The organism is Streptomyces sp. NPDC048291, from assembly GCF_043201715.1.
In the GTDB taxonomy this organism is placed as follows: Bacteria; Actinomycetota; Actinomycetes; order Streptomycetales; family Streptomycetaceae; genus Streptomyces.
The window spans coordinates 1-22,625 of sequence record NZ_JBICZC010000027.1 but is presented as its reverse complement, the minus strand read 5'-3'; the positions used below and the strand labels follow the sequence as shown (position 1 = coordinate 22,625).

Here is a 22,625-nt window from a genome sequence, read left to right as displayed (position 1 = left end):
CGTCCAGACCGCGGGCGCATGAGCGCACCTGTTGAGACGTCGACGGCAGGCACCGGCCGCCGCGCGTCATCGCCGTGCGGCGCAGACAGGGGAAAGGAACGCACAGTGGCCTCCAGCACCGCTCGGGGAAGCAACGGAACAGTCAAGCTACGAGCGGATGCCGCCCGCAACCGGGTCCAGGTCCTGGCCGCCGCGCGCACCGCCTTCCGCGAGCTGGGGACGGCGGCCCCCCTCGATGAGATCGCACGCCGCGCCGGAGTGAACATCGCCACGCTCTACCGGCGCTTTCCCGACCGGGACGCCCTGATCCGTCAAGTGGTCGTCGACGGCTTCACACTGGTCCTTCAAGCTGCGCAGACGGCCTTGCAGTCGGCCGAGCAGGATCCGCTGGGCGCCATCGAAGACTACCTGCTGCGGGTAGTCGACCAGCGTGACCTGATTGTCCTGCCTCTGGCGGGCGGCCCCGTCACCGACGACCCCGAAGCCAACACCCTTCAGGGGCAGATCGCCGCAACGCTCGACGAGCTGATCGCCACCGCCCGTGCGAAGGACACAATCCGCACCGACGTCACAGCGGTGGACCTCACCATCACCTCGGCCCTGATCTGCCGGCCCATGCCTTACCTGTCCGCCGAGGACGCCACAGCGCTCGTCACCCGGCACGCACGCATCTTCATCGACGGGTTGGCCCCAGGCACTGCGCGGTCACTCCCCACGGCGCCACCCTACGAAGGCATCACCAGCCACCGCCTGAGCCAGACCACCTAGACCTGTTCTCCACATGCAGCCGTGTGCCGGGAGGCTGGTCAGAGCGTCCCGGCACACGGCTGCCGCTTGAGCAGTCTGACTCGCCGAGTGTCGCAACATCAGTGACGGAGCGTCATCGGCGCAACCGAGTTCGAAGGACGCCGCGACGGCATCGAGATGGACAACCGGGTCGAGACCCGACGGTTCCGATACTGCAGCTTCGATCTGGAACTGCAGTTCCAGGGCCCGCGCGGCATCCTGCGGGTCCAGGCACCGGGCGGCCTGTACGGCATGCTCCCGGTGGAGAAGGAGCCGGACGCGACCGGCACGTACCGGCTGGCCGACGGCTTGGAGGATCGCCGGATCCTACGAAACTCGGACGGCTCAGTGTCAAAAATGAAGTCGAACCGCCCGCGCTGCCCGGCCATGGCCTCGGAGCCGGTTGAGACCACCACGTCGTCGACGCAGAGTTCCCGCATGAGCATGTCGTCGTCGATGACCTTGGGGCGCCCGCCGTGGTTGCCTTAGAACATGGCGCCCGTGCCGCACTGGGAGGACATCGTGCGCAAGGAGGGCTCCGAGAAAGTGGGCGGCGTAGTGTGACAGCCGAGTGTGGTCAGACGGGCTGGCCGATGGGCCGGACGGTCAGGGTGTTGAGGTCGACGCCTGCCGGTTGGCCGAGGGCGAAGCAGATGGCCTCGGCAATGGGCTGGGGAGGCAGGGCGAAGGCGGGAACGCTGGCGCCTTGCCAGAACGGGGTGTCGATCATGCCGGGGTTGACAAGAGTGACACCGATGCCGCGGGTCGTGGCGTGCAGGCGCAGGTTCTCGGCGAGTCCGGTGGTAGCCCACTTGGTGGCCGAGTAGAGATTGGCGGGAGAGTTCTTCAGCCCGGCGACGCTGCCGATGAGCACCAGCCGTCCGCCGGTTGCCTCAAGGTGGGGCAGGGCGGCATGGGCCAGCAGGGCGGGGCCGAGGACGTTGGTGAGGACCATCGGCGTCCACGACGTCGGGTTACCGGCCCCGATGGAGTCACCGGACATGAATCCGGCGTTGGCCACCGCCGCGTCAAGGGCACCGAAGTGCTCCACGGTGCGGGTCACGACCGACTCGGTGGCCTGCCAGTCCGACGCGTCCGCGACCAGACCCAGCAGCCGGTCGGGGTGGCCGGCCTCGTCGAGGAAAGTCTTCAGTTTGCTCTCGTCGCGGCCGGTGACCGCCACGCGGTGGCCGCGGTCGAGGAGCAACCGCGCGGTGTGGGCACCGATACCGCTGGTCGCGCCGGTGATCAGTACGGTCTTGCTGGTCATGGTCATGCTCCTGAGGTGTGGATGGGTGACGGCGGACGGCGGCCCGCGATGAGGGAGTGCCGTTCAAGTTCGCCGACCCCACGAAACCGGCGCCGTCGAAGGCAGGCAAGGTCGCGTTTATGGGGGGTATAAACACAACCTCCCTATCGGCGGGACCGTGGGTACCGTGGACGAATGGCACCTCCGTCCGAAGAAGACACCGGTACTCCCGCCGACAACCGCTCGGACATCCGCGATTTCCTCATCAGCCGACGCGCCAAGCTCGCCCCGGAGCGGGTCGGACTGCCCACCAGCCGACGCCGACGGGTTCCTGGCCTACGGCGCGAGGAGGTCGCAGCCCTCGCTGGCGTGAGCACCGAGTGGTACACACGGCTGGAGAAGGGCCACATCAGCGGCGTCTCCGAGGACGTGCTGAAAGCGGTCGCACAGGCATTGCTCCTCAATGAGGACGAGCGCACCTACCTGCTCGAACTGGCCAGAGTGGCTCGCCCCGCCCGCCGCAGGTCGCACCGCCGCAAGGACGTCAACATCCCGTCTTCCGTCCAATGGATGGTGGACTCCATGACCATGGCCCCCGCCTTCGTACGCAACGGCCGTTTGGACATCGTCGCGAGCAACGCGCTGTGCAGGGCCCTGTACTCACCGATGTTCGACAGCGACACCACCAGCAACCGGGGCTGCGCCAACTTCCCCCGTTACTTCTTCCTCGACCCCGGCTCTCCCGACTTCTTCGTCGACTGGGAGGAGGGCGCAAGGGCCACGGTCGCAGTGCTCCGCGCCGAAGCCGGACGTGAACCTCACGACCGGGCCCTGCGTGAACTTGTCGGCGAACTGTCCACCCTCAGCCGTGACTTCGGCACCATGTGGGCCAGTCACGACGTCCGAATCCGTCACGAAGGCACCAAGCGACTGGACCATCCCGAAGTCGGCCGTCTGGAGATGACCTTCCACTCCCTGGACCTGCCCCTGCCTCAACGGGCCGTCCACGACCTGATCATCTACACGGCCGAGCCGGGCACCCCCTCGGAGGACCGCCTCAAACTCCTCGCCAGTTGGGCAGCACCGCAGACCTCACCTACGGAACCAATCCACCCGCCCCACTGACCTCACGCGTCACGTGTGGAGTGGAACGCGGCGGCGGATCCGTCGCCAACTTCCGGGCGCGGATCGGAAGCGGGCGGGACGGCCCCGAGGTGACCGAGCTCATCGGCGAACTCTCGCTGTACAGCCAGGATTTCCGGGGGCTGTGGGCCCGCCACGCATCCGCACCACCACGGCGGGCGCGAAGAGCTTTCGGCACCCGGAGCTGGGTGTGATCCGCCTCCGCTTCCACACGCGATGCCGTTGGAGGACGGCCAGGTGCTCACCGTCCTCCACGCCCGGCCCGGCTCACCGGACAAGCGGTCCCTGGCCCTGCTCGCCATGATGGCCGCGACCCAACGCCGCAGTCACTGAGGCCATCGTGGGGCCGGTCGACTCGGCCGTCTGCCGTGGGCCTCGCCCGCGCTGCCCGGTCCTGCACCGCAACAGCCAGGCCGAAGGTTGAAAAGGCTCGACGTATTGACGTATTTGTGCTGAAAAGTAATCAAATGCGTCGAGCAGGTGGTGCATTCGCCTCCCGAAACAATGGGCTGATGGGCCTGAGCGCCGCCGTAGGCGTCTCTTTCATCGTTGGAATCTGATGTGCACGCGCACACTCTGTGCTGGCCTCGGGTCATCGGGCTCGGGGGTGCGGCGTGCTACTGCTGTGAGCGGGTCGGCGGGGCCTGGCTGCTTGTGCGGTTGGCGAGCATGGACGACAGCTCGGTGAGGCCGTCGCGGAAGAGCGTCGGCAGATCCTGGTGCTCCGGATCGCCGTACCAGCGCGCGAGTGCGCCGCGGAACACGCACATCGCCGTCTCGGCGGCCAGGGTCGCCGCCTGCTCGCCGGCGCCGCGTTCGCGCAGGGCCTCGGCCATCGAGGCGGCGAGTTCGGCGTGCTTGGTCAGGTCGCGCTCGCGCAGTTCGGGATTGGCCGCGAGGAGATTCTGCCGGACGATCGCGGTGTGCCGATTGCGTTGGATGGCCTCGCAGCGCTGTTCGAAGGCGGCGACGACGGCGTCGACGGGAGATGTCCCCTCGAGGGTGCCCGCGATGACGGCGACGGCCTCGCGCTGCATCGTCTCCATGGAGTGGAAAAAGGCCTCGCGCTTGTCCGGAAACAGCCGGAAGAAGGACCGCTCGTACATACCGGCCCGGGCCGCGATCTGTGCCCCGGTGGTCTGGTCGAAGGTGTTCGTCACCGGAGCCAGCGGCGGGATCGGCTCCCTGCTTGTGCCCGAATTGGTGGCCGCAAGTCACGAAGTGCTGGAGCTGGCCCGCTCCGATGCCTCCGCGCGGATCGTGAGCGCGGCCGGGGCCGGCGTGCTGCGCGGTGAGTCCGTGCCGGCCGGGTACTTCGGCCCGGCCGGTGCCGTCTTCGCCCTCGACCAGCCGACCTCCAGCGAGCTGACCCGCAAGAAGTTCGGCTGGCAGCCCACTCACCCGAGCCTGCTCGAGGACCTCGCGGCCGGAAACTACCCGACCCCGAATTGAGCTCGAACGTGTCCACCTCGCGGGGTGGGCGTACTCCCCCGAGTGTTCCATTCGATGAAAGTCACGCGCATCTGCGCCGCGTGCCCGGTGATGATGGTCGGGCCGCGGTCAACAGGGAGGAGACCCCGGCCCGCAAGCTTGCAGCCAACCATCGTGGCGCGCGCACCCGTGCCGGCCCTGTTCTCGTACAGCTACGGCCAAGTGGCGTCTAGCGCTGAGCAATTACTTGGGGCTGTGGTCGCGCTGCCGAGGTTCCAGTATCCGCTTCAGTCCAGTCTTGCGGGGACGGCGCTACGAGCCGGCGGAATTCCTTGGGCCGCCCCGGGAGATCTATTGCTGGCAGTGGTCCCCCGTGAAGAGAGTGATCGCGTCGGTGATGAGGGCGTCCGTCTGGTTGGCGGGCGCTCTGCCGGAGATGATGAGCGCGGCGATGCCTTGAAGAGTGGCAACGAGGAGTAGGCGCAGCCGCTCGGGGTCGGCCGGTGGGAGCCGGCCGGCCTGCTGTCCCTTGCGAATCAGGTCGCCCACAGTGGTGGACAGCCGTATGAAGCTTTCAGTGAGGCCGGTCTGCTTCCCCCCGCTCTTTCTGGCGAACATGAGGTCGAGCAGGGCGCTCTCGCGCACGGCGAACCGTACGTACGCGGTTGCCGCCGCCCGCAGCTGCGCCTCGAAGTCCGGTGCGGCATCGCCGATGGCCCCGCATACCTCGTCGCCGAGGCGGAGGAATCCTGTCTCCGCGAGGGCGTCCAGCAGCGATTGGCGGTCGGGGAAGTGGTGACGGGGTGCGGCATGGCTCACTCCGGCCCTCCGCGCGAGCTCACGCAACGACAGCTTCTCGGCGCCGTCCTCCCGCAGGATGCCTTCGGCTTCGGCAAGCAGCGTGGTCCGCAGGTGGCCGTGGTGGTAGGGACGCGTCGTCATGGGACGCAGCCTAGCCGCAATGTTGCCATTGACAGGTTTCTTGTCGCTGCCTAGATTCTTGTCCATGACTACATGGACCGTGCGTGACATTCCTGATCTGACCGGTACCACGGTGATCGTCACCGGTGCGAACGCCGGGGTCGGGCGATCTACCGCCCAGGCGTTGTCGGGCGCCGGGGCCCGGGTGGTCCTCGCCGTGCGCAACCCCGAAAAGGGCAGGAAGGCAGCTGCCGGCATGCCCGGGACGACCGAGGTCCGCGAGCTCGACCTCGCCGACCTCGAATCGGTGCGGGCATTCGCTGCGGGCTGGAACAGCCCGATCGACCTGCTGGTCAACAACGCCGGGATCTCGGCACCCTCGCTCGGCCGAACCGTCGACGGGTTCGAGTCGTCGTTCGGCGTCAACCACCTCGGCCACTTCGCCCTGACCAACCTGCTGTTCGAGCACCTCGCCGGCCGGGTCGTGACGGTGGCCTCACAGGCCGAGCGCATGGCCCAGCTCGACTTCGATGACCTCAACTGGCAGCGGCGCCCCTTCCGCGGCTCCCGGGCCTACAACGACTCCAAGCTGGCGAACCTGCTGTTCACCGCGGAACTCCAGCGTCGGCTGACCGCTGCCGGGTCCAGCGCGCTGGCGCAGGCGGCACATCCCGGCCTGGTGGCGACCGACATCTACCAGCGTGACGGGCGCCGTCCGCCCATCCCGTGGGCAATAACTCTCAAACTACTGGCGCAAGGCCCCGCCCAGGGCGCCCTTCCCGTGCTGTACGCAGCTGTCGCCGACATCCCCGGCAACAGCTTCGCCGGCCCCAGGCACCTCGCCCATATGCGTGGCGCCCCCGAACTCATCCCACGCTCGGCCACCGCGCAGGACCTGGACCTCGCGGCCCGTCTCTGGGATGTCTCCGAGCGGCTCACCCGTGTGAGCTGCCCCGTCTGAACCACCCGAGTTCACGCCAGGCAAGCAGGCGGCAGACAGGCAGGCGAGAAGGGCTCCATCGTCCTCACCTCGGACAAGGGCTTCGGAGAATGGGGACAGCTGTCCGCCGGCAAGCTCCTGGCCGCCGCCATCCTCAGCCACCTCCTCAATCCTCGGCGCGCTGTCCGAGGGGACTGCTCGCTACAGCGCACTGCAGCAAGCAGTCGTCGCGATCACTCCCAAGGTCCTCGCCCAGCGCCTCGGCTCACTAGAAAACCGCCAGTGGATTGACCGGGAGTCCGGTGGCACCACGCACGGGAATCGTTCCCAGCGCGAACAGGAAGCTGTTTCGCTCGATCTCGGCACACACCCGCGCCAACTCGGCCACGTTGACGCAGTCGATCAACGGCATCCCCAGCTGGGCGAGGGCAACGCTGTGCAGCACAGGCGCTCCGGCTCCCGGTCCAGGGAGCTTGTCGCCGATGTCGCCGGCGTACAGGCACACTTCACGCTTCGCCATCCACTCGACGGCGCTCAGCGAGGTGGTCGGCAGGGGGCCGAAAGGATCGTCGGCGGCGACCCATCCCCCGCGCACGACCAGCGCATCACCGGACTCGACCCGCACTCCCTGTCGCTCCTCGGCCGCTGCCAGGTCGTCCGCGGTCACGACCTGGTTCTCGGCGAGCCGTTCGCCCGGCGCCAGGTCGAGAAACACACCCCGGGTCACGATCCCGTCGGCGAACGCCGACGACGAACTCCGGCTGACCGTCGCCCCGGCGGTCGCTTCGGCGAGTGAGACACCGGGGTAGACGGTGTCGTCGACCGGTATGTGCGCCAGGGCGTCGATGTGCGTCGAACGCGCGTGGTGGACGTTGATCAGCAGAACATCGGTCAACGCCGGGGTGGGTGAACCGGTGAACGTCATCGCTTGCAGTACTGCGGAAGGCATGCTGTGCTCGGCGAAAGCGACCGGCGCGGCCATGGGTACCGGTGTGATCGGGTGAGCCAAGGAGACGAAACGGCCCGTCATGGCTTCGGCCACACCGCGGGCGCGCGCTGCGGCCGTGATGAAATTCAGGGTGCCCCGGTCGTCGTCAACACCCCAGCGGCCCCAGTTGGTCAGCGGCCCTTCTCCTTGCGGCCAGGAAGCTTCGTCCGTGTCCATTTTTCTTCGCAGATTCGTTCGTGGTTGTTGTGGCAAGAGTCGGCTCGGCCGGCGTCGTGCCCGTCGAGGGCATCAGCTCGGCCGCCGGGGACACCTGCTTTGGGCGGGCGGTCCGGGGCTCATCGCGCGAAGTCCGGTCGCGGGTTCGGCCTGCCGGCTCACGCCTCGTGCGAAGCACGTCCGCCCTGCTGCCAGGTTTCAGCGCGCGATCAGGAGCCGCCGGACCCAGGCATTCCGGGTCGCCGACGCGGTCCGCGACAGCGCGGCTTGTGGCGCCATGCCGTCGAATCCGTGGAAACCGCCCGGCCAGACATGCAGTTCGCACTGGACGCCGGCCTGGAGCAGCCGGGCGGCGTAGTCGATGTCCTCATCGCGGAAGGTCTCGACGGAGCCGACATCGATGAAGGTGGTGGGCAGGCCGGTCAGGTCGGTCGCCCGGGCGGGCGCGGCGTAGATGCTCACGTGGTCGCCGCCCCTGCGTTCACCGAGCAGTGCGTTCCATCCGGTCGTGTTGCTGGTGGCGTCCCAGATGCCCTCACCCTCGAGTTCCCGGCTGCTGGGGGTGATGAAGCGGTCGTCGAGCATCGGGCACATGAGCACCTGCCCCAGCAGCCGGGGGCCGCCGCGGTCGCGTGCGAGAAGTGCCACGCCGGCGGCGAGCCCGCCGCCGGCACTCACCCCGGCGACGACGATGCGCTCCGGGTCACCACCGATCTCGGCAGCGTGCTCGTGAGTCCACAGGAGTCCCGCGTAGCAGTCCTCGATCGGGGCGGGGTCGGGGTGTTCCGGTGCCAGGCGGTAGTCCACCGACACCACCACGGCCCCGTTGTCGACAGCCCAGTTGAGTACGCCGCCCACTCCGGTACGGTGGTTGCCGATGATCATGCCGCCGCCGTGCATGTAGTAGAAGACGGGTGCTCCTGCCGTTAATCCCACCGGTATGAGGACGAGCAGCGAGATCTTTGGAGCGCCCGACGGACCGGGCACGGACAGGTTCTGCAGGTGGACGGTCCCGTTGCGCGTCAGGTCCTCGTCCGCCACCGCGAAGGCGGGGTGGCGGCGCAAGTTTTCGATGTCCCCGGCGGTGACGCTCGGTGACAGCTGTGTGTGGACGACCGTCAGCACTGCGGCGAGTTCCGGGTCGAGCGGTGGGTGTGCCCTTGGCATCGGCGATTCCTCGGTTCAGGGGACGGTGATCTCGTCGGAGACCGGCTTGATGATGGTGTCGGCGACCCACCGTGCGACCCCGGTCGGGTAGGGCGCGGGAAGAGTGAGGACGATGTGGCTGAACCCGCCGTCGAGCGCCGCGCGGATGGTGCGGCGGGTGTCGTCGGGCCGGTCGTAGGAGACGGGCAGGACGATGGATCGGGTGATCTCAGCAGGGTCTCGACCGATCTCGGCGCACAGCCGGTCCAGCGTGGCGCTGCGCTCGATGGCCTTGCCGATGCTGCCGCCGGGCATGTTCCAGCGGTCCGCGTGCTCGGCGACCACGCGCAGAGTCGGGGTGGCCTGGCCGCCGATCAGGATCGGCGGGTGGGGGCGCTGGAGGGGTTGGGGATTGCCGAACGCGCCCGTCAACTGGTGGTAGTGGCCGTGGAAATCGAAGGGGGCGGTGTCGGTCCACAGTCTCCGGATGATCGTGCACGCTTCGGCGAGGCTTCCGACCGCGTGGCCGGCATCGTGGAAGGGAAGGCCGTGAGCCGCATATTCACGTCGTGCCATGGGCACGTCGGGCCGGGAGCCGGCGCCGATGCCGAACTCCAGCCGGCCGCCGGAGATGACGTCGGCGGTGGCGGCGATCTTGGCCAGTATGGCCGGTGGGCGGAACCTGTTGCTGGTGACCATCACCCCGACACGCAGCCGCTCGGTCCGGGCCGCGAGAGCGGACAGCAGTGTCCAGCCCTCCAAGGCGGGGCCGTGCGGGTCGCCGCCGATCGGCATGAGGTGGTCGAACAGCCAGGCGTGCTCGATCTGCGGGATGCCGTCCGCCTCGTCCCAGACTCGCAGGACGTCGTCATAGGCGACCTGCGCCGGAGGGGTCATGAGACCGAAGTTCGGCCTGTGGGCCCCTCCGAGGCGAGCGGTCACTTCGAGTCGATCCTTCCCAACGGTTCGCCGGCCTCGGCCAGCGACCGGCGGGCGGTGGGCCAGGCATCGCTGTCGAGGTCCAGCGCGGTCCACAGGTACGCAAGGGTCGCCTGCTGGACGATCGCGACGCGCTCGGGGCTTTCGTCGGTGGTCCGCGTGTCGTTGGAGCCCTGGATGCCACCGAGTCCGTGTTCCGCGCCGAACAGGGTCAGCAGATCGGTGGCGCCCGGGCTGAGGCGGTAGCCGTCGGTGAACCAGTCCGGACCGCGCACCGTCAGCGGGGACTGGTCGTGGTCACCGGCGACCACGAGGCTCGGCGTCTTCAGCTCGGCGAAATCAGGGTTCATGAACGGGAAGTACTGGGCGGCGAGCGGGCTCAAGTCGGCGCCGCCGGTACCGGGCAGGCACAGCAGTACCGCCGCCTTCACCCGCGAGTCGCCCATGCTCTCACTGGGAACGCCGTCGGCGTCGACGACCCGTGCGCCCGCGAGGGTGCTGGCGGTCTGCGCGCCCCAGGAATGTCCGGCGACCGCGATGCGGTCGCGGTCGATGCGACCGGCCAGCCCGGGTACGGCTGCGACAACGTCGAGCCGGTCCAGGATCCGGGTCAGATCGTCGGTGCGGATGCGCCAGATGAGCGGGGTACGGGGGTCGTCAGGAGACAGTCCCAGCGAGTCGAGATGGGTGGGCTGGATGACGACGAATCCGCGGGCGGCCCAGAAGTCGACCAGCGGTGCGTAGTCGTCCATGCCCAGGGTCATGCCGTGCGAGAAGACGACGACAGGCAAGTTGTGCCCGCTCGTCGGCGCGGTGACCCGTACGTGCAGGTCCTGGCCCCGGTCCGGGGCGGCCAGCGTGACCGGGCTGACAGAGATGACCGGCGTGGTGAAGTCGTTGCCACCGTCGGCGGACATGGTGTCACTCATGAGGTGAATGCCTTTCTCGAGCAAGCCCGATGGGCCGTGCTGCGCGGCGTCTGACATCATCGAAATACGGAGCGCCGCTCCGAATCACAATACGGAACACCGCTCCGCTTTGCAACAGGAGATGATCACGATGTCCACGGCCGACACTCCGCCAGCATCGGGAGGCCGCAAGCGAGCCGACGTCCGCCGAAACGAGCAGAAGCTCCTAGACGCGGCCGCAGCCGTGTTCGTCCGTATGGGGATCGACGCTCCCGTGCGGGAGATCGCCGCCGAATCGGGCCTCGGCATGGGCACGATCTACCGTCACTTCCCCACCCGGGCGGACCTGGTGGTCGCGGTCTTCCGGCACCAGGTCGACGCGCTCGCCGCTGCCGGTCACTCGGCTCCGACCGCCGATGCGCCGTACGAGGTTCTGAGGCAGTGGGTTCATCGGTTCGCCGACTTCCTGGTTACCAAGCACGGCCTCGCCGAGGCGATGCACTCGGACCAAGCGGGATTCGAAAGCCTCCACAACGAGTTTGTCGAGCGCCTGCTGCCTGTGCTCGACCAGCTGTTGAAAGCATCCGCTTCCGCCGGCTGCACGCGCGCCGACGTACGGGCCTACGACTTCATGCTCGGCATCGGCAACCTGTGCATCGGAGTCGAAACCTTCCCCGACTACCAAGCCCGCCTCATGATCGACCTGCTGCTCGCCGGCCTTACCCAGACCGGCCCGGGCACGGAAAGACCCTGAGCCGCAACGGCGTCGACTGAGCCAGGTCGCGACGGCCTTTCCGTGGAGAAGTGCGCAGCGGTAACCATTGCCTCGATGGGTGGGCGCGGGCGCACCGGCGGCTCACGGTGGCAGTCTTCCCGCGAGGCCGTCGGCGTACCTGATGGCCCGCCGGCAGCCGGTCCCCGAACCGGCTGCCAACAGAGGCAGCAGGCATTCTTCGGAAGGGTGAATCGTGCGGGCCGCCCGATACTGGCGGCTACCGGGCGTCGCTGTCCGGGTAGGCGGCGACGGCCCGCACTTCCAGGAGGAACTCGGGCCGGGCCAGGCCGCTGACCCCGATCATCGACCAGGCGGGAAACGGCTCCTTGACCAAGCGCTTCTTCATCTCCAGGAAGCCCGCCAAGTGCTCCTGCATGTCCGGGTGGTAGCTGACGACCTCGATGAGGTCGGACAGGGCCAACCCCTCGATACGCAGGACCTCCTCAGTACGGCGCAGCACCCACTCGGTCTGCTCCTCGATGGTCTCCGGCAGGCTCCCGTCGGGGCGGTACCCGACCTGGCCGGCGATGAAGAGCAGGCCGTGGGCGCGGACCGCGGCCGAGTACTCAAAACGCGCGAACCCTGCGGTCGTCGCTCCGAAGACCTCGGATTCCTCCGGGATGGTGACGGCGTACGTGCTCACTGTGCGTGGTCCTTTCATGGTGCGGCGCGGGGTTCTGCCCGCGGCGATTGGTGCCGGTCCGTATCAGCTGCGCCACCGGGAGGAGAGCGCGGCCTCCTCCATGCGGGTCCGTCGAGGCAGGTTGCCCCGCTCGCGGAGCAGTTCTCCGCCGACGGAGTAGCGCGGCCCGTTCGCGGGGTGCCTGGCCGCCTGGGTCGCCATCGCCTCCACGATCGGGCTGACCATCAACTGCTGGAGGTGACGGACCACTCCATCGACGTGGTCGCCCGCGACTCCGGCCTGGGCTCGGCCGCCAACCTGTGGCTGTATTTCCGGCGCATGCTCAACACCACACCGACCGCGTACCGGCGGGCCTTCAGCCGCCGTGTTCCGCCCGCTCACACATGACGTCCGCTCCGGGCACGGGGGCACAGCGGCGTAACGGCGGCTTGACCGAGCGATGCCGCATGCATCGAGGTGCACCAGTCCGGCAAGCTGGAACCGCCGCCCGCGCCAATGCGCTCAGCCTGCGCACATACCGCGAACGGCGCATGCAAGACCGCGCGGTTTTCTGACCTCGGCGAGCGTGATCCGGGCTGAGCGGCAGACGCCCTCGACCAGAGACCAGTCGGCATCGTCGCGATCATTCTGTTCTCTCCGGATTCTTGGCGGGGCGCGGTGACGATGTCGTGTCCGGAGCAGGACGATCTGCGAGCTCCGCTCGAGTGCTGCAGGTCAGGGCTGGTCGCCTACGAGAGCGATTGCGCGCGTCTCGGGAACTCCCAGCATCAGGAGGCTCGTGATCGTCGCTGCTCGGGCACCGGGGGCCTCGTCCGTCAGGTCGCTGTCCGCGATGGAGAACACGACGCCGTAGGCAATCTGGCTCAGAATGCCTGCCGGCAGATGCTGTGCGAACACACCGCTGTCCTGGCCCCGTTTCACGAGGTCAGCGAGGAGCGCATCGACCGGCCCGAGCAGGCCGTGGATGGCCTCGCTGTACTCGCCACGGCGCAGCGCCAACAGCACTCGATACCGGTGTGCCACCGGCCAGACACGGGCGATGAATTCAACCCATGCCACGGCCGCTTCCGCTTCAGAGGCGTCGACTTCGGTGAGCACGGCTGTCATCTCGGTGACAGCCCGTCCCGTGAGTGTCCGAACCAGGTCGAGGCGCGAGGGGAAATGGTCATAGACCGTGCGACGGACGACGCCGGCAGCGGAGGCGATGTCGCCCATTGCGGCGTCTGGGTTCTCTCCCAGCACATCGAGGGCGACATCGAGGATGCGATTGCGTGTCTCGTTCATCGAGCGCACACGGGAGGACTCGGTGGGCACGACAGCATCATTGCACACCACTGTACAGTGAAGTAGATTGCACACCGGTGTACAGCGAAAAAGATTGCATATCAATGTGCAATGGAGAGTTGCGCTGTGCTTCGAAGCTCAGGGGAAGGGAAGAAGGCAATGACCGCACCGAAGCCGCCGGCCTCGGCCCTCGTCCGTCCGTTCACCGTTTCGTTCTCGGATGCGGAGATCGACGACGTGAAGCAGCGACTGGCCAGAACTCGGTGGCCGGATCCGGAAACGGTGGGCGACTGGTCGCAAGGGGTTCGCGTGGAGAACGCCAGGTCTCTGGTCGACTACTGGGAGCGCAGCTACGACTGGCGGCGCCTCGAGTCCGAGCTCAATCGCTTCCCCCAGTTCCTGACGGAGATTGATGGGCTGGACATCCACTTCGTCCACGTCAGGTCCAAGAATCCCAACGCGATGCCGCTGATACTCACGCACGGATGGCCGGGCTCGATCGTCGAGTTCCTGAAGCTGATCGGCCCGCTGACCGATCCGGTTGCGTTCGGAGGAGACGTCGCCGATTCGTTCGACGTCGTCGTCCCGTCGCTCCCCGGGTTCGGGTTCTCCCAGAAGCCAACGGAAACCGGGTGGACCGTATCGCGCATCGCAAGCGCGTGGGTGGAGCTGATGAAGCGTCTCGGCTACACGAAATGGGCGGCGCAAGGCGGCGATTGGGGTGCCGTCGTCACCACCGCCCTCGGGGTCATACGACCTGAGGGGCTTCTCGGAATTCATCTGAACACCCAGTTCGCCTTTCCCCCACAGATACCCGACACCTTGTCGCCCGAGCAGCGCTACGCCGTGGAGACCCTCGCCGTCTACACCGGCGATCTCGGTGGGTCGAACCACCTTCAGGGCACGAAGCCGGAGACTGTCGGATTCGCTCTGGCGGACTCTCCCGCTGGTCAGGCAGCCTGGATCTACGAGAAGTTCCAGTCCAAGACCGACAACCACGGGCTTGCCGAGGATGCCCTCAGTATCGATGACATGCTCGACGCGATATCCCTCTACTGGTTCACCAACAGCGCAGCGTCGTCCGGCCGCATCTATTGGGAGAACAAATCAGGCACTTTCGCCGGCCCGAAGCTGACGCTTCCGGTCGCGGTGACCGTCTTCCCGAGGGACATCCCACGCCTGCCGCGAAGCTGGATCGAAGACACCTACAGCAATCTGGTCCACTACGGCGAGGCCGACAAGGGCGGGCACTTCGCGGCCATGGAACAGCCCGAGATCCTGGTCACCGAAATCCGCACCGGCCTGCGCGCCCTTCGTTCCTGACACCGACGCGCGGGCTCAGGAGCGCACGCGGGATGTCGAGGTGCAGGACGAGGCGGGCCGCAGCTGGGCACCGCGCGGCTGCCGGAGGGCGTGGAGGGTATCGCCAAGCTGCACGCTCTCATCGCGCGGCACGGCGGCGAGGACCTGGAGCCCGGGCAGGTGGTGGTCGGGATCCAGACCGACCGCGGCCCGTGGGTGCATGCACTGATCCCGGTCGGCTACCGCATCTACGCAGTCAGCCACCGCCAGGCGCCGCGGTTCACGCAGTGGTACGGCACCTCAGGGGGCCAAGAGCGACAAGGTCGACGCTCAGCGCCGGCCGAGGCTACCGCGCCACGCTGCACCGGAGCGCCGTGCTGGTGCCGGTGGAGATCGGCGTGGTGCTGATCATGCCCCGTCTCGACCGCCCGGCCCGCCATCGTACGGACGTAGCCCGGCGCCCGGGGAAGCCGCCCTCGCCGAGTGAAATCGGCACGAGCTGTCGTCCGGCGCGGCAGCGGCAACGTGGGGCAGCGGCTCGTGTCCGGCCGACAAGACGGTGAACGCGGTCGGTTGCAGGGCGTGGTGCCGGACTCCGGCGGCGGCCGCGCCCTGTGCGCCCCCGCCGGGAGCCCGGTACCACGCCGTGGAGTGCCGCCGTTGCCGAGTCACGGAGTTGGAAGTGTGTCTCCCGATCCTTGGGCAGGGGGGCGAGGAGCATCGCAGCGGTGCGTCGGCGTAAGTGATCGCTTTCGAGCCCAGGCGCAGCGCGGGACGCCGGGGCTGCCGCTCTGCCGTGTCGACGAGGAACTCCGCGAGATTCGACGTGGCTGGCTCCTTGAGTCAAGTACGCCGATCTGCGTTGATCATTCAGGGATGACCGGGAGGATCAGGTGGGAGGAGTACCCCCGGTCCGCTGTGCAGGGTGACGGTGCCGGCGTAGACCTCGTCGGGCCTGTCCACCGGGTCGTTGTGCAGGAAGGGGCCGGAGCCGGTGAATACCGCCCGGAGGAGTTCTTACCGGGCCACGCCTGTCGCGGCCCGATCGCCCGGGTGGTCGCTCGTCGTCTCACCCTGTGCGTGCTCGATGCGGGCGAGCACCTTGTCGGAGATCCGGTGCAGCGTTCGCAGTTCGTCCGGGGTCAGCACGTCGATGAACACGTCCAACACCCCGGCTACGTGTCCGGGTGCCGCGCCCGCCAGGTAGGCGTAGCCGGCTTTGGTCAGGATCGCTTGCGTGTAGCGCCCGTTGCGCGGGTCGGGCTCGCGGCGCACGAACCCGCGTTTCTCAAGCCGGCCGACCATGTGGGACAGGCGGGACAGTTCCGCGTTGCAGCAGATACTGGTACGCCCTCTGCCCCACGCGACTCTCCCCAGGTGGGCGACCGAATTCACCACAGAAACGATCAGCACCAGTCAGACCACCTGCGCGGCAAGGACGCTCGCGAGCTGCGAGCGGGCTGCACGACCAGGCTCAGCCGCCCTCCCGTTGGACCTGGTCCCCGGTCACCGGCCGACAGGGACGCCCGATGCCGGGCACAGAACCGTCAGCACACCTGAAAGCAGTCGTGAAGTGTGCGGGCCGTGCCCGTCGGTCAAGGGCGCCTAATTCGTTGTCGCTCTACGATGGCCATCGGCCACCTCACAGCCCGACCCGCCCCTGGAGCCGGCTGGCGATCGGGCGTTCTCTCCCATGTGGCGCCCGTCCGCGGGTCAGGTGCCGAATGGGTGGGGAGATCCACTCAGAGGCGTGGGAGCACCCCCGAGCAGGGGGTGACCGTTTTCAACGAGCCCCATCACGGTCTTGCCGTGCCGCTGGGCTTCGGCATCCGGCTCGCCGAAGGGCCTCCTGCTCCCGTTCGCCGTCGTGACCGTGCTCACCCCGGTCGGCTGAGCAGTCACAGACATCCGCTTCTCCGCTCTCGCCTTGCTCAACGTGGGTCTGTGCACACCCCGCCGGGCCGCGATGCGCTCCGATGCCCGCGTCACGTTCATGGGAGCCGTCTGCGTGACCTCTTCGCAACCGCCTTCCCTCTTCTCCAACATGCCGGACAGGTGCCCTGATCACTGCCCGAAAGGACTACCGCAACGATGGCGTGCGCCGCCCGGCCCCCTTCCTTTCTGACCGAAAGGCCGAGGCGGCCCCCTCTGCCGTGCCGCGAGAGTAGGGCTGGCCAGGAACGGGGTGGTACAGCCTGCAGGGATACGCCGTGCTCTTCCCGGCCGTCCAGGCCGCACGTGCCGAACCACAATCAGTCGACCGTCAAGGAAAGCACACCATGGACCACCGCCAACGGCTCGCTGCCGTCTCCGGAATCGCACTCGCAGCCACTCTCGTCATTCCGCTCAGCGCCGCGCACGCGATCAGCGATGGCGCAGCGGTCCGCTCCGCGCCCTGGGCCGTGCAGGTCTACGCAGACGGGCACTTCGCGTGCACAGGCACCATGCTCACAGACCGGTGGGTGCTCACCGCCTACCACTGTTACAACGACGAGCCTGCCAAGATGAGCGTACGGGTCGGTTCCGTGCGAATCGGGCACGGAACCAAGGCCGACGTGACGGAGATCCGGCACCTCGACACCGACGGCCTGGACGATGTCGCGTTGTTCCGCCTCGCCAAGCCGATCAAAGCACCGCACGTCAAGCTCGCGGACGCCGACCCGCCCAGGCAGGCGGTCGTCAACATCTACGGATACGGCAGCTACGGGCGACACCCGAAGAACTTGCGCACCGCCACCAACCGCGTGACAGCCGTCAAGCACGACGGCATCATCGGGCGAGCCATCTGGACCAAGAAGCTCAGCGGCGCCACCCAAGGCGGCGATTCCGGCGGCCCGGCCTTCTACAAGGGCAAGGAGGTCGGCGTTCTCTTCGGCCCGAACGAATACAGCAGCGTCGCTTCGCACCGCACCTGGATCAAAAGAATCACCGGCGTCTGACGAGGCCGCCAGCGAAGCGGCAGACCGCGGAAAAAGCCAGCGCCTCGCGGGTGATGCTGCGGGTCGGCCATGGCCGGGAGCGCTCCACGCGGTACCTCGGCGGCGGCAGCGCCGACGATCACGGCACTCCGATCAGTTGTCTCGTTTCCGGACCACTCAGTCCCCCCGGCCCGGCACTTGAGGAGTGGCCCGCCCCTGAGACGGGCGCGGAGGCCGGCATCGACTCCACCGGCATCGGCCGTCTGACGGGCCACGGCGCCTTCGCCCACCGCGGCCGCGGCATCCCGGGCCACCGCCTAGCGGGCGAAGACCTACGCGAAGGTCGCCAGGCAGCGGCAGGACATCGGCCACAAGAGGGCGGGGCGTGTGGTGAGCGACCATGACGCCATCGCCGTCGAGGACTTCCGCCCGCTGTCTTCCTCACCAGGTCGACCATGGCGAAGAAGGCAGCGGGCGCCGCGATCGGTGCCACCAAGCAGGTCTTGCTGAAGATGGCCCGCAAGCACGGCCGGATCGTGCGCCTGGTCCACCCGCGCACACCACGATGGACGGCGCGGCGGGCGGAGCCGTGTCTCCCAGGGACAAGGACTCCGCCCGCCTGATGCTGGTCCGGGCTGGTCTCAACCCGGCTGGCGCTGATCGCACATGACCTGCCGGGACGCTGTTCCGTCAGGCTGAGCCAGGAATCCCTCTCCTTCACGAGGGAGAGGTCTCACGTCGACGTCCCCATCGCTTCCAGCTCCTGTCCCTTGGTCTCACGCACGACTCCGGCGACGAAGCCGAGGGACAGCAACGCGAACGCGGCGTAGATGGCGTAAGTGGCGGACAGGTTCCAGTCCGCCATACGCGGGAAGGTCTCGGTGACGGCCCAGTTGGCGATCCAGTTACAGGCGGTCGCCACCGACATGGCACCTGCACGGATCTTCAGCGGGAACATCTCGCCCACCATGACCCAGAGGATCACGCCCCAGGAGACGGCGAAGAAGAACACGAACGCGTGCGCGGCGACGAGGGCCACCGCCCCTTGGGTGTCCGGGATCGACAGGCTGCCGCCGCTGCCGGTCTTGTACGAGAACGCCCAGGCCGCCAGGCCGAGGGAGACAGTCATTCCCGCCGAGCCCATCAGGGCCAGGGGCTTGCGGCCGATCCGGTCGATCAACATCATCGCCACCACGGTGCCGATGATGTTGACGACGGAGGTGGACAGGCTGATCAGCAGTGAACTGGACTGGTCGATACCCACGGACTGCCACAGGATCGACGAGTAATAGAAGATCACGTTGATGCCGACGAGTTGCTGGAAGACGGCGAGGCCGATACCGGCCCAGACGATCGGGAGCAGGCCGAAACGGGAGCCGAACAGGTCCCGTATACGCGGCTTCTCGCCCACGCTGAGGGCTGATTCGATCTCGGCGAGGCGGGTGTCGGTGTCGACGCTCGCCCCTTCGATGTCGAGCAGCGCCAGTCGCGCCTGGTCCCTGCGGCCCGTGGCAATCAGGAAGTACGGCGACTCGGGAATGCGGCTGCTGAAGACGAAGTACGCTGCGGCCGGGACAACGGCGGCCATCAGCATCCACTGCCACGCTTCCAGGGCGCCCAGCGGATTCTGGCTCTTGCCTCCCGCCCCTTGCGCGATCGCCCAGTTGACGAGTTGTGAGGTCGTGATGCCGAGCACGATCGCCGCCTGCTGGGACGAAGCCAGCCGTCCGCGGTAGCGGGCCGGGGCGACTTCGGCGATGTAGGTTGGACCGACCAGCGAGGCAAGTCCGATCGCAACACCGCCCAACACGCGCCAGGCGCCCAGATCCCACAGGGAGAACGGCATGGAGGAGCCGAGCGCACTGATCGCGAACAGGGAAGCGGCGAGTCGCATCACACGCAGACGGCCGATGCGGTCGCCGAGACGCCCGGCGACCCCGGCACCGACGGCGGAGCCGATCAGCGCAGCGGCGACGACGGTGCCCGTCTCGGCGGAGGTGACGTGGAAGTGGTGCTGGATGCCGGTGACCGCACCGTTGATGACCGCGCTGTCGTAGCCGAAGAGGAAACCTCCGAGTGCCGCGGCGATGGTGACGAAGGTGACGCGGCGTAGATCTCCGCCGTCCGGCATCTCCGTGTGCCGGGGTGTCCGGGTGAGGCGGGTTCTGGCGCTCATGGATGGGTGCTCCGTTCCGGAATCCGACAAAAAAAGGGGGATGACGGGAGTGGCCGCCTGCGGTCAGGCAACCTCTCCCTTCGCGGACAGCCGGGGCGTGGTCCGGGTGCCGGTCGGCGGGGCGACGTTCCAACCGGCGATCACCGGGCGTCCGTGCTCGGTTCCCAGACGGCTGACGGTCCCAGTGTCGAGGCTGAACAGGCGGCCCTCGGACGGCGGGAGCCCCAGTCGGCGGGCGGTGAGCACGCGCAGGAAGTGGCCGTGGGCCACTACGGCGACATCGCCTCTCGCCGGATCGTCCGGGAGGGGGGTGATGCTCGCGAGCACGCGGTCGGCGCGGTCACCGACCTCTCGCGGGTTCTCTCCGGGGTGCCCGGCCGGCCCGAGGGCGACGCCGTCGGTCCACAGGTCCCAGTCCGGCCGGGTGCGCCGGATCTCGGCCGTGGTGATGCCCTCGTAGGCGCCGTACTCCCACTCGTGCAGGTCCGGTCCGGGTCGATGGTGGCACGGGTCAGCCCGGCGAGTTCGGCGGTACGCATGGCACGCCCGAGCGGGCTGGTCAGCGCGAGAACGATGTCACGCTCGGCGAGCAGGGGCGCCACAACCCGTGCCTGCCGCTCACCATGTGTGGTGAGCGGCAGGTCCGTGTAACTGGTGTGCTGGCGTGACAGGATCCACGCCGTCTCACCGTGCCGGATCAGCAGGAGGTCACCCACGGCTGCCTGCTCCCTGCGGCGCGGCCCCGTCAACTGCGGTGGGTATCTCACCGGTCCGCTCGTAGGCGTGGAGCATGTCGATACGGCGCGTGTGCCGTAGGTCGTGGCTGGACTGCGCGGTGAGGAACGTCCGGACCGGCTTCTCGATCGTCTCTGCGCAGTGCGTACAAGCGCCCGGGGCGATGACGTCGGCGTCGTTGTGCTCCCGGGCCGGCCGGGCTGTCCCCTCGCTCCAAGCCAGCGCGGCGTACACGTCGACGACCTTGTTCGCGGCGATCACCTCACCGTTGCCCGAGCCGCCTATGACAATGCCCCGGTTTCTGGGATCGGCAACCGTGCGGTGAGCGGCCTCGATCACATACGAGGGGTGGTTGCCGTCTTCCCGGTACGTGTTCGGTCCGCAGTCGATCAGATCGTACCCGAGTGCCGTGAGCCGGTCGACGAGGCGGGCCTTCAGCCGGTGACCGGCGTGGTCGGAGCCGATGTGGATCTTCATGTCAGTGCACTCTTTCTTCGGCACGGTCACCGCTCCACCGGACGTGGAAGACTCCGTCGCGGTCGGTGCGACGGTAGGTGTGGGCGCCGAAGAAGTCCCGCTGGGCCTGGGTGAGGGCGGTGGGCAGAGCCGGCGTGCGCAGCGTGTCGTAGTACACCAGCGCGGAGGAAAAGCCCGGTGCGGGAATGCCGTTGCGCGCGGCGGCCGCCACCACCCCGCGCCAGGCGTCCTCGGCAGCGTTCACTTCCTGGGCGAACTGCTGGTCGACCAGCAGGGTGGGCAGCGCACGGTTGTCGGCGTAGGCGGTGCGGATGCGGTCGAGGAAGGCAGCACGGATGATGCAGCCGCCTCGCCAGATCGTCGCCATCGCACCGAGGTCGATGTCCCAGTTGTATTCTTCGCTGGCAGCGGCGATCATGCTCCAGCCCTGCGCGTACGCGACGACCTTCGAGGCGTACAGGGCTTGCTCGACCTGGGCGACGAAGCGCACCCGCTCTGCAGGAGGCAGGAGCCAGTTCTCCCCGGCGTGTACGGCCTCGACGGCCTCACGCAGCCCGACGTAGCCGGACAGGGAGCGGGCGAATACCGCTTCGGCGATTCCGGAGACGGGTGCACCCAGGTCGAAGGAGGTCTGCACGGTCCAGCGGCCGGTTCCCTTCTGGCCTGCCTGGTCGGCGACGATGTCGACGAAGGGGCGCCCGGTACTGGCGTCGACGTGGGCGAGGATGTCGGCGGTGATTTCGATCAGGTAGGAGTCGAGGCGTCCGGTGTTCCAGCTCCGGAAGGTTTCGGCAATCTCGGCTGGACTCATGTCCGCCAGGCGCCGCAGCAGGTCGTAGGCCTCGGCGATCAGCTGCATGTCCGCGTACTCGATGCCGTTGTGCACCATCTTGACGAAGTGCCCGGCACCGTCGGGGCCGACGTGCGTGCAGCAGGGTGTGCCGTCCACCTTGGCGCTGATGGTCTCCAGCAGCGGGCCGATCTCCCGGTACGCCTGCTGGGAACCACCAGGCATGATGGAGGGCCCGTTGAGCGCCCCTTCCTCGCCGCCGGACACACCTGCGCCCACGAAGTGAATACCGTGCCCGCGCAGTGCCGCCTCGCGCCGCCGGGTGTCGGTGAAGTGTGCGTTGCCGCCGTCGATGATCACGTCGCCGGGCTCCAGCAGAGGGGCGAGTTGCTCGATCACCGCATCGGTGGGGTCGCCGGCCTGCACCATGATGATCAGGCGCCGGGGCCTGTGCAGCGCGGCCACGAACTCTTCCGCGGACTCTGCCGGGACGAAGTCACCTTCGTGTCCGAACTCCTCGACGAGGGCCTTGGTCTTCGCGCTGGACCGGTTGTGGACGGCGACGGTGTATCCGTGGCGGGCGAAATTGCGGGCCAGGTTGCGGCCCATCACTGCCAGGCCGGTGACACCCACGTGTGCCTTGGGCGCCATGGCTCTCAACTCCTTGAAAAGTGGCACGTGTGCGGGGAGACGGGCCTGTTCGCCCTCGTCCGCCTCGCGGGCATGCCCCATCCCGCGGGGTGGACGAGGGCAGTGCCTGGGGCGCCGTCGGAGAGGCCGTCTTTCGGCGTCCCAGGGGATCGGGGGGTTAGAAGTAGCCGCCGTCGGCTTCGATGGTGCGGCCGGTGATGTAGGAGGCGTCGTCGGAGACGAGGAAGGCGGTGACGGCGGCGATCT

The 22,625-nt window shown here is 68.1% G+C and carries 24 protein-coding genes and 5 pseudogenes; 13 read left to right on the top strand and 16 right to left on the bottom strand.

The features are described from left to right. Positions 1-105 precede the first annotated feature (105 nt). On the top strand, positions 106-768 hold the full coding sequence (locus tag ACGF5O_RS47340) for a TetR/AcrR family transcriptional regulator (protein WP_393816156.1): 663 nt from the start codon (positions 106-108) through the stop codon (positions 766-768). 156 nt (positions 769-924) lie between these two features. Then, positions 925-1,275 carry a hypothetical protein gene (locus ACGF5O_RS47335; protein WP_393816155.1) on the top strand — a complete coding sequence of 117 codons (351 nt, stop codon included), beginning with the start codon at positions 925-927 and terminating at the stop codon, positions 1,273-1,275. 88 nt (positions 1,276-1,363) lie between these two features. Here the strand turns inward: ACGF5O_RS47335 and ACGF5O_RS47330 are convergent, their stop codons facing one another. Next, complete coding sequence (locus ACGF5O_RS47330; RefSeq protein ID WP_393816154.1) at positions 1,364-2,056, bottom strand: SDR family oxidoreductase; 693 nt, start codon at positions 2,054-2,056, stop codon at positions 1,364-1,366. A 174-nt stretch (positions 2,057-2,230) separates the two neighbouring features. Between ACGF5O_RS47330 and ACGF5O_RS47325 the strand changes: the two genes are divergently transcribed. Both ACGF5O_RS47325 and ACGF5O_RS47320 read left to right on the top strand, forming a co-directional pair. Then, on the top strand, positions 2,231-3,160 hold the full coding sequence (locus ACGF5O_RS47325; RefSeq protein WP_393816153.1) for a helix-turn-helix transcriptional regulator: 930 nt from the start codon (positions 2,231-2,233) through the stop codon (positions 3,158-3,160). A gap of 20 nt (positions 3,161-3,180) precedes the next feature. Then, positions 3,181-3,372, top strand: coding sequence for a hypothetical protein (locus ACGF5O_RS47320; protein ID WP_362602820.1), 192 nt, complete (start codon positions 3,181-3,183; stop codon positions 3,370-3,372). Between the two features lie 423 nt (positions 3,373-3,795). Here ACGF5O_RS47320 and ACGF5O_RS47315 read toward each other — a convergent pair whose 3' ends face one another. Continuing rightward, positions 3,796-4,338 carry a TetR family transcriptional regulator gene (locus ACGF5O_RS47315; RefSeq protein ID WP_362602823.1) on the bottom strand — a complete coding sequence of 181 codons (543 nt, stop codon included), beginning with the start codon at positions 4,336-4,338 and terminating at the stop codon, positions 3,796-3,798. Between ACGF5O_RS47315 and ACGF5O_RS47310 the strand changes: the two are divergent. Beyond that, a pseudogene (locus ACGF5O_RS47310) lies at positions 4,223-4,471 on the top strand (hypothetical protein); the annotation flags it as partial. The gene ACGF5O_RS47315 and the pseudogene ACGF5O_RS47310 sit on opposite strands and share 116 nt — an antisense overlap. A 489-nt stretch (positions 4,472-4,960) precedes the next feature. Here ACGF5O_RS47310 and ACGF5O_RS47305 read toward each other — a convergent pair. After that, on the bottom strand, positions 4,961-5,551 hold the full coding sequence (locus tag ACGF5O_RS47305; protein ID WP_393816152.1) for a TetR/AcrR family transcriptional regulator: 591 nt from the start codon (positions 5,549-5,551) through the stop codon (positions 4,961-4,963). A 64-nt stretch (positions 5,552-5,615) separates the two neighbouring features. On the opposite strand from ACGF5O_RS47305, the gene ACGF5O_RS47300 reads away from it, so the two are divergent. The 3 genes and pseudogenes from ACGF5O_RS47300 to ACGF5O_RS47290 all read left to right on the top strand — a co-directional run. Continuing rightward, on the top strand, positions 5,616-6,491 hold the full coding sequence (locus ACGF5O_RS47300) for an oxidoreductase (protein WP_393816151.1): 876 nt from the start codon (positions 5,616-5,618) through the stop codon (positions 6,489-6,491). Between the two features lie 57 nt (positions 6,492-6,548). After that, a pseudogene (locus ACGF5O_RS47295) lies at positions 6,549-6,629 on the top strand (AAA family ATPase); the annotation flags it as partial. 10 nt (positions 6,630-6,639) lie between these two features. Beyond that, positions 6,640-6,711: pseudogene (locus tag ACGF5O_RS47290) on the top strand (hypothetical protein); the annotation flags it as partial. 27 nt (positions 6,712-6,738) lie between these two features. On the opposite strand, the gene ACGF5O_RS47285 reads toward ACGF5O_RS47290, so the two are convergent. The 4 genes from ACGF5O_RS47285 to ACGF5O_RS47270 all read right to left on the bottom strand — a co-directional run bounded on the left by ACGF5O_RS47285 (position 6,739) and on the right by ACGF5O_RS47270 (position 10,649). Beyond that, positions 6,739-7,635, bottom strand: coding sequence for a cyclase family protein (locus ACGF5O_RS47285; RefSeq protein WP_393816150.1), 897 nt, complete (start codon positions 7,633-7,635; stop codon positions 6,739-6,741). A 198-nt stretch (positions 7,636-7,833) separates the two neighbouring features. Then, complete coding sequence (locus ACGF5O_RS47280; RefSeq protein WP_393816149.1) at positions 7,834-8,802, bottom strand: alpha/beta hydrolase; 969 nt, start codon at positions 8,800-8,802, stop codon at positions 7,834-7,836. Positions 8,803-8,817: 15 nt separating this feature from the next. Then, the gene (locus tag ACGF5O_RS47275) at positions 8,818-9,678 is read right to left on the bottom strand and encodes an LLM class flavin-dependent oxidoreductase (protein WP_393816148.1); all 861 of its coding nucleotides are present in this window, start codon (positions 9,676-9,678) and stop codon (positions 8,818-8,820) included. Positions 9,679-9,719: 41 nt separating this feature from the next. After that, complete coding sequence (locus ACGF5O_RS47270) at positions 9,720-10,649, bottom strand: alpha/beta hydrolase family protein (protein WP_393816147.1); 930 nt, start codon at positions 10,647-10,649, stop codon at positions 9,720-9,722. Between the two features lie 130 nt (positions 10,650-10,779). Here ACGF5O_RS47270 and ACGF5O_RS47265 point away from each other — a divergent pair, with 130 nt between their 5' ends. Beyond that, on the top strand, positions 10,780-11,382 hold the full coding sequence (locus ACGF5O_RS47265) for a TetR/AcrR family transcriptional regulator (RefSeq protein ID WP_362602844.1): 603 nt from the start codon (positions 10,780-10,782) through the stop codon (positions 11,380-11,382). A 238-nt stretch (positions 11,383-11,620) separates the two neighbouring features. On the opposite strand, the gene ACGF5O_RS47260 is transcribed toward ACGF5O_RS47265, so the two are convergent. Together ACGF5O_RS47260 and ACGF5O_RS47255 are read right to left on the bottom strand one after the other, a co-directional pair. Further along, the gene (locus ACGF5O_RS47260) at positions 11,621-12,046 is read right to left on the bottom strand and encodes a Rid family hydrolase (protein WP_393816146.1); all 426 of its coding nucleotides are present in this window, start codon (positions 12,044-12,046) and stop codon (positions 11,621-11,623) included. A 63-nt stretch (positions 12,047-12,109) separates the two neighbouring features. Beyond that, positions 12,110-12,271 carry a hypothetical protein gene (locus ACGF5O_RS47255; protein WP_393816145.1) on the bottom strand — a complete coding sequence of 54 codons (162 nt, stop codon included), beginning with the start codon at positions 12,269-12,271 and terminating at the stop codon, positions 12,110-12,112. A gap of 12 nt (positions 12,272-12,283) precedes the next feature. Between ACGF5O_RS47255 and ACGF5O_RS47250 the strand changes: the two genes are divergently transcribed. Next, positions 12,284-12,433: a hypothetical protein gene (locus ACGF5O_RS47250; RefSeq protein WP_393816144.1), complete on the top strand. Its 150-nt coding sequence runs from the start codon at positions 12,284-12,286 to the stop codon at positions 12,431-12,433. Positions 12,434-12,760: 327 nt separating this feature from the next. On the opposite strand, the gene ACGF5O_RS47245 is transcribed toward ACGF5O_RS47250, so the two are convergent. Continuing rightward, positions 12,761-13,360: a TetR/AcrR family transcriptional regulator gene (locus ACGF5O_RS47245; RefSeq protein ID WP_393816143.1), complete on the bottom strand. Its 600-nt coding sequence runs from the start codon at positions 13,358-13,360 to the stop codon at positions 12,761-12,763. Positions 13,361-13,489: 129 nt separating this feature from the next. Between ACGF5O_RS47245 and ACGF5O_RS47240 the strand changes: the two genes are divergently transcribed. Continuing rightward, positions 13,490-14,653, top strand: coding sequence for an epoxide hydrolase family protein (locus ACGF5O_RS47240; protein WP_393816142.1), 1,164 nt, complete (start codon positions 13,490-13,492; stop codon positions 14,651-14,653). 996 nt (positions 14,654-15,649) lie between these two features. Here the strand turns inward: ACGF5O_RS47240 and ACGF5O_RS47235 are convergent. After that, positions 15,650-16,045 (bottom strand): MarR family winged helix-turn-helix transcriptional regulator, encoded by a 396-nt coding sequence (locus ACGF5O_RS47235; RefSeq protein WP_393816141.1) that lies wholly within the window; start codon positions 16,043-16,045, stop codon positions 15,650-15,652. A gap of 866 nt (positions 16,046-16,911) precedes the next feature. Here ACGF5O_RS47235 and ACGF5O_RS47230 point away from each other — a divergent pair. Together ACGF5O_RS47230 and ACGF5O_RS47225 are read left to right on the top strand one after the other, a co-directional pair. After that, complete coding sequence (locus tag ACGF5O_RS47230) at positions 16,912-17,571, top strand: S1 family peptidase (protein WP_393816140.1); 660 nt, start codon at positions 16,912-16,914, stop codon at positions 17,569-17,571. Between the two features lie 303 nt (positions 17,572-17,874). Then, positions 17,875-18,220, top strand: a pseudogene (locus tag ACGF5O_RS47225) (RNA-guided endonuclease TnpB family protein); the annotation flags it as partial. Between the two features lie 63 nt (positions 18,221-18,283). On the opposite strand, the gene ACGF5O_RS47220 reads toward ACGF5O_RS47225, so the two are convergent. The 5 genes and pseudogenes from ACGF5O_RS47220 to ACGF5O_RS47200 all read right to left on the bottom strand — a co-directional run bounded on the left by ACGF5O_RS47220 (position 18,284) and on the right by ACGF5O_RS47200 (position 22,623). Next, positions 18,284-19,726 carry a sugar porter family MFS transporter gene (locus tag ACGF5O_RS47220; protein WP_393816139.1) on the bottom strand — a complete coding sequence of 481 codons (1,443 nt, stop codon included), beginning with the start codon at positions 19,724-19,726 and terminating at the stop codon, positions 18,284-18,286. A gap of 63 nt (positions 19,727-19,789) precedes the next feature. After that, a pseudogene (locus ACGF5O_RS47215) lies at positions 19,790-20,442 on the bottom strand (histidine phosphatase family protein). After that, positions 20,435-20,938 carry an RpiB/LacA/LacB family sugar-phosphate isomerase gene (locus ACGF5O_RS47210; RefSeq protein ID WP_393816197.1) on the bottom strand — a complete coding sequence of 168 codons (504 nt, stop codon included), beginning with the start codon at positions 20,936-20,938 and terminating at the stop codon, positions 20,435-20,437. Before ACGF5O_RS47210 ends, ACGF5O_RS47215 begins: the two are co-directional and overlap by 8 nt. 1 nt (position 20,939) lies before the next feature. Then, positions 20,940-22,379 (bottom strand): NADP-dependent phosphogluconate dehydrogenase, encoded by a 1,440-nt coding sequence (gene gndA, locus ACGF5O_RS47205; RefSeq protein ID WP_393816138.1) that lies wholly within the window; start codon positions 22,377-22,379, stop codon positions 20,940-20,942. 157 nt (positions 22,380-22,536) lie between these two features. Continuing rightward, positions 22,537-22,623 (bottom strand): SDR family oxidoreductase, encoded by an 87-nt coding sequence (locus ACGF5O_RS47200; protein WP_362602878.1) that lies wholly within the window; start codon positions 22,621-22,623, stop codon positions 22,537-22,539. Between the last annotated feature and the right edge of the window lie 2 nt (positions 22,624-22,625).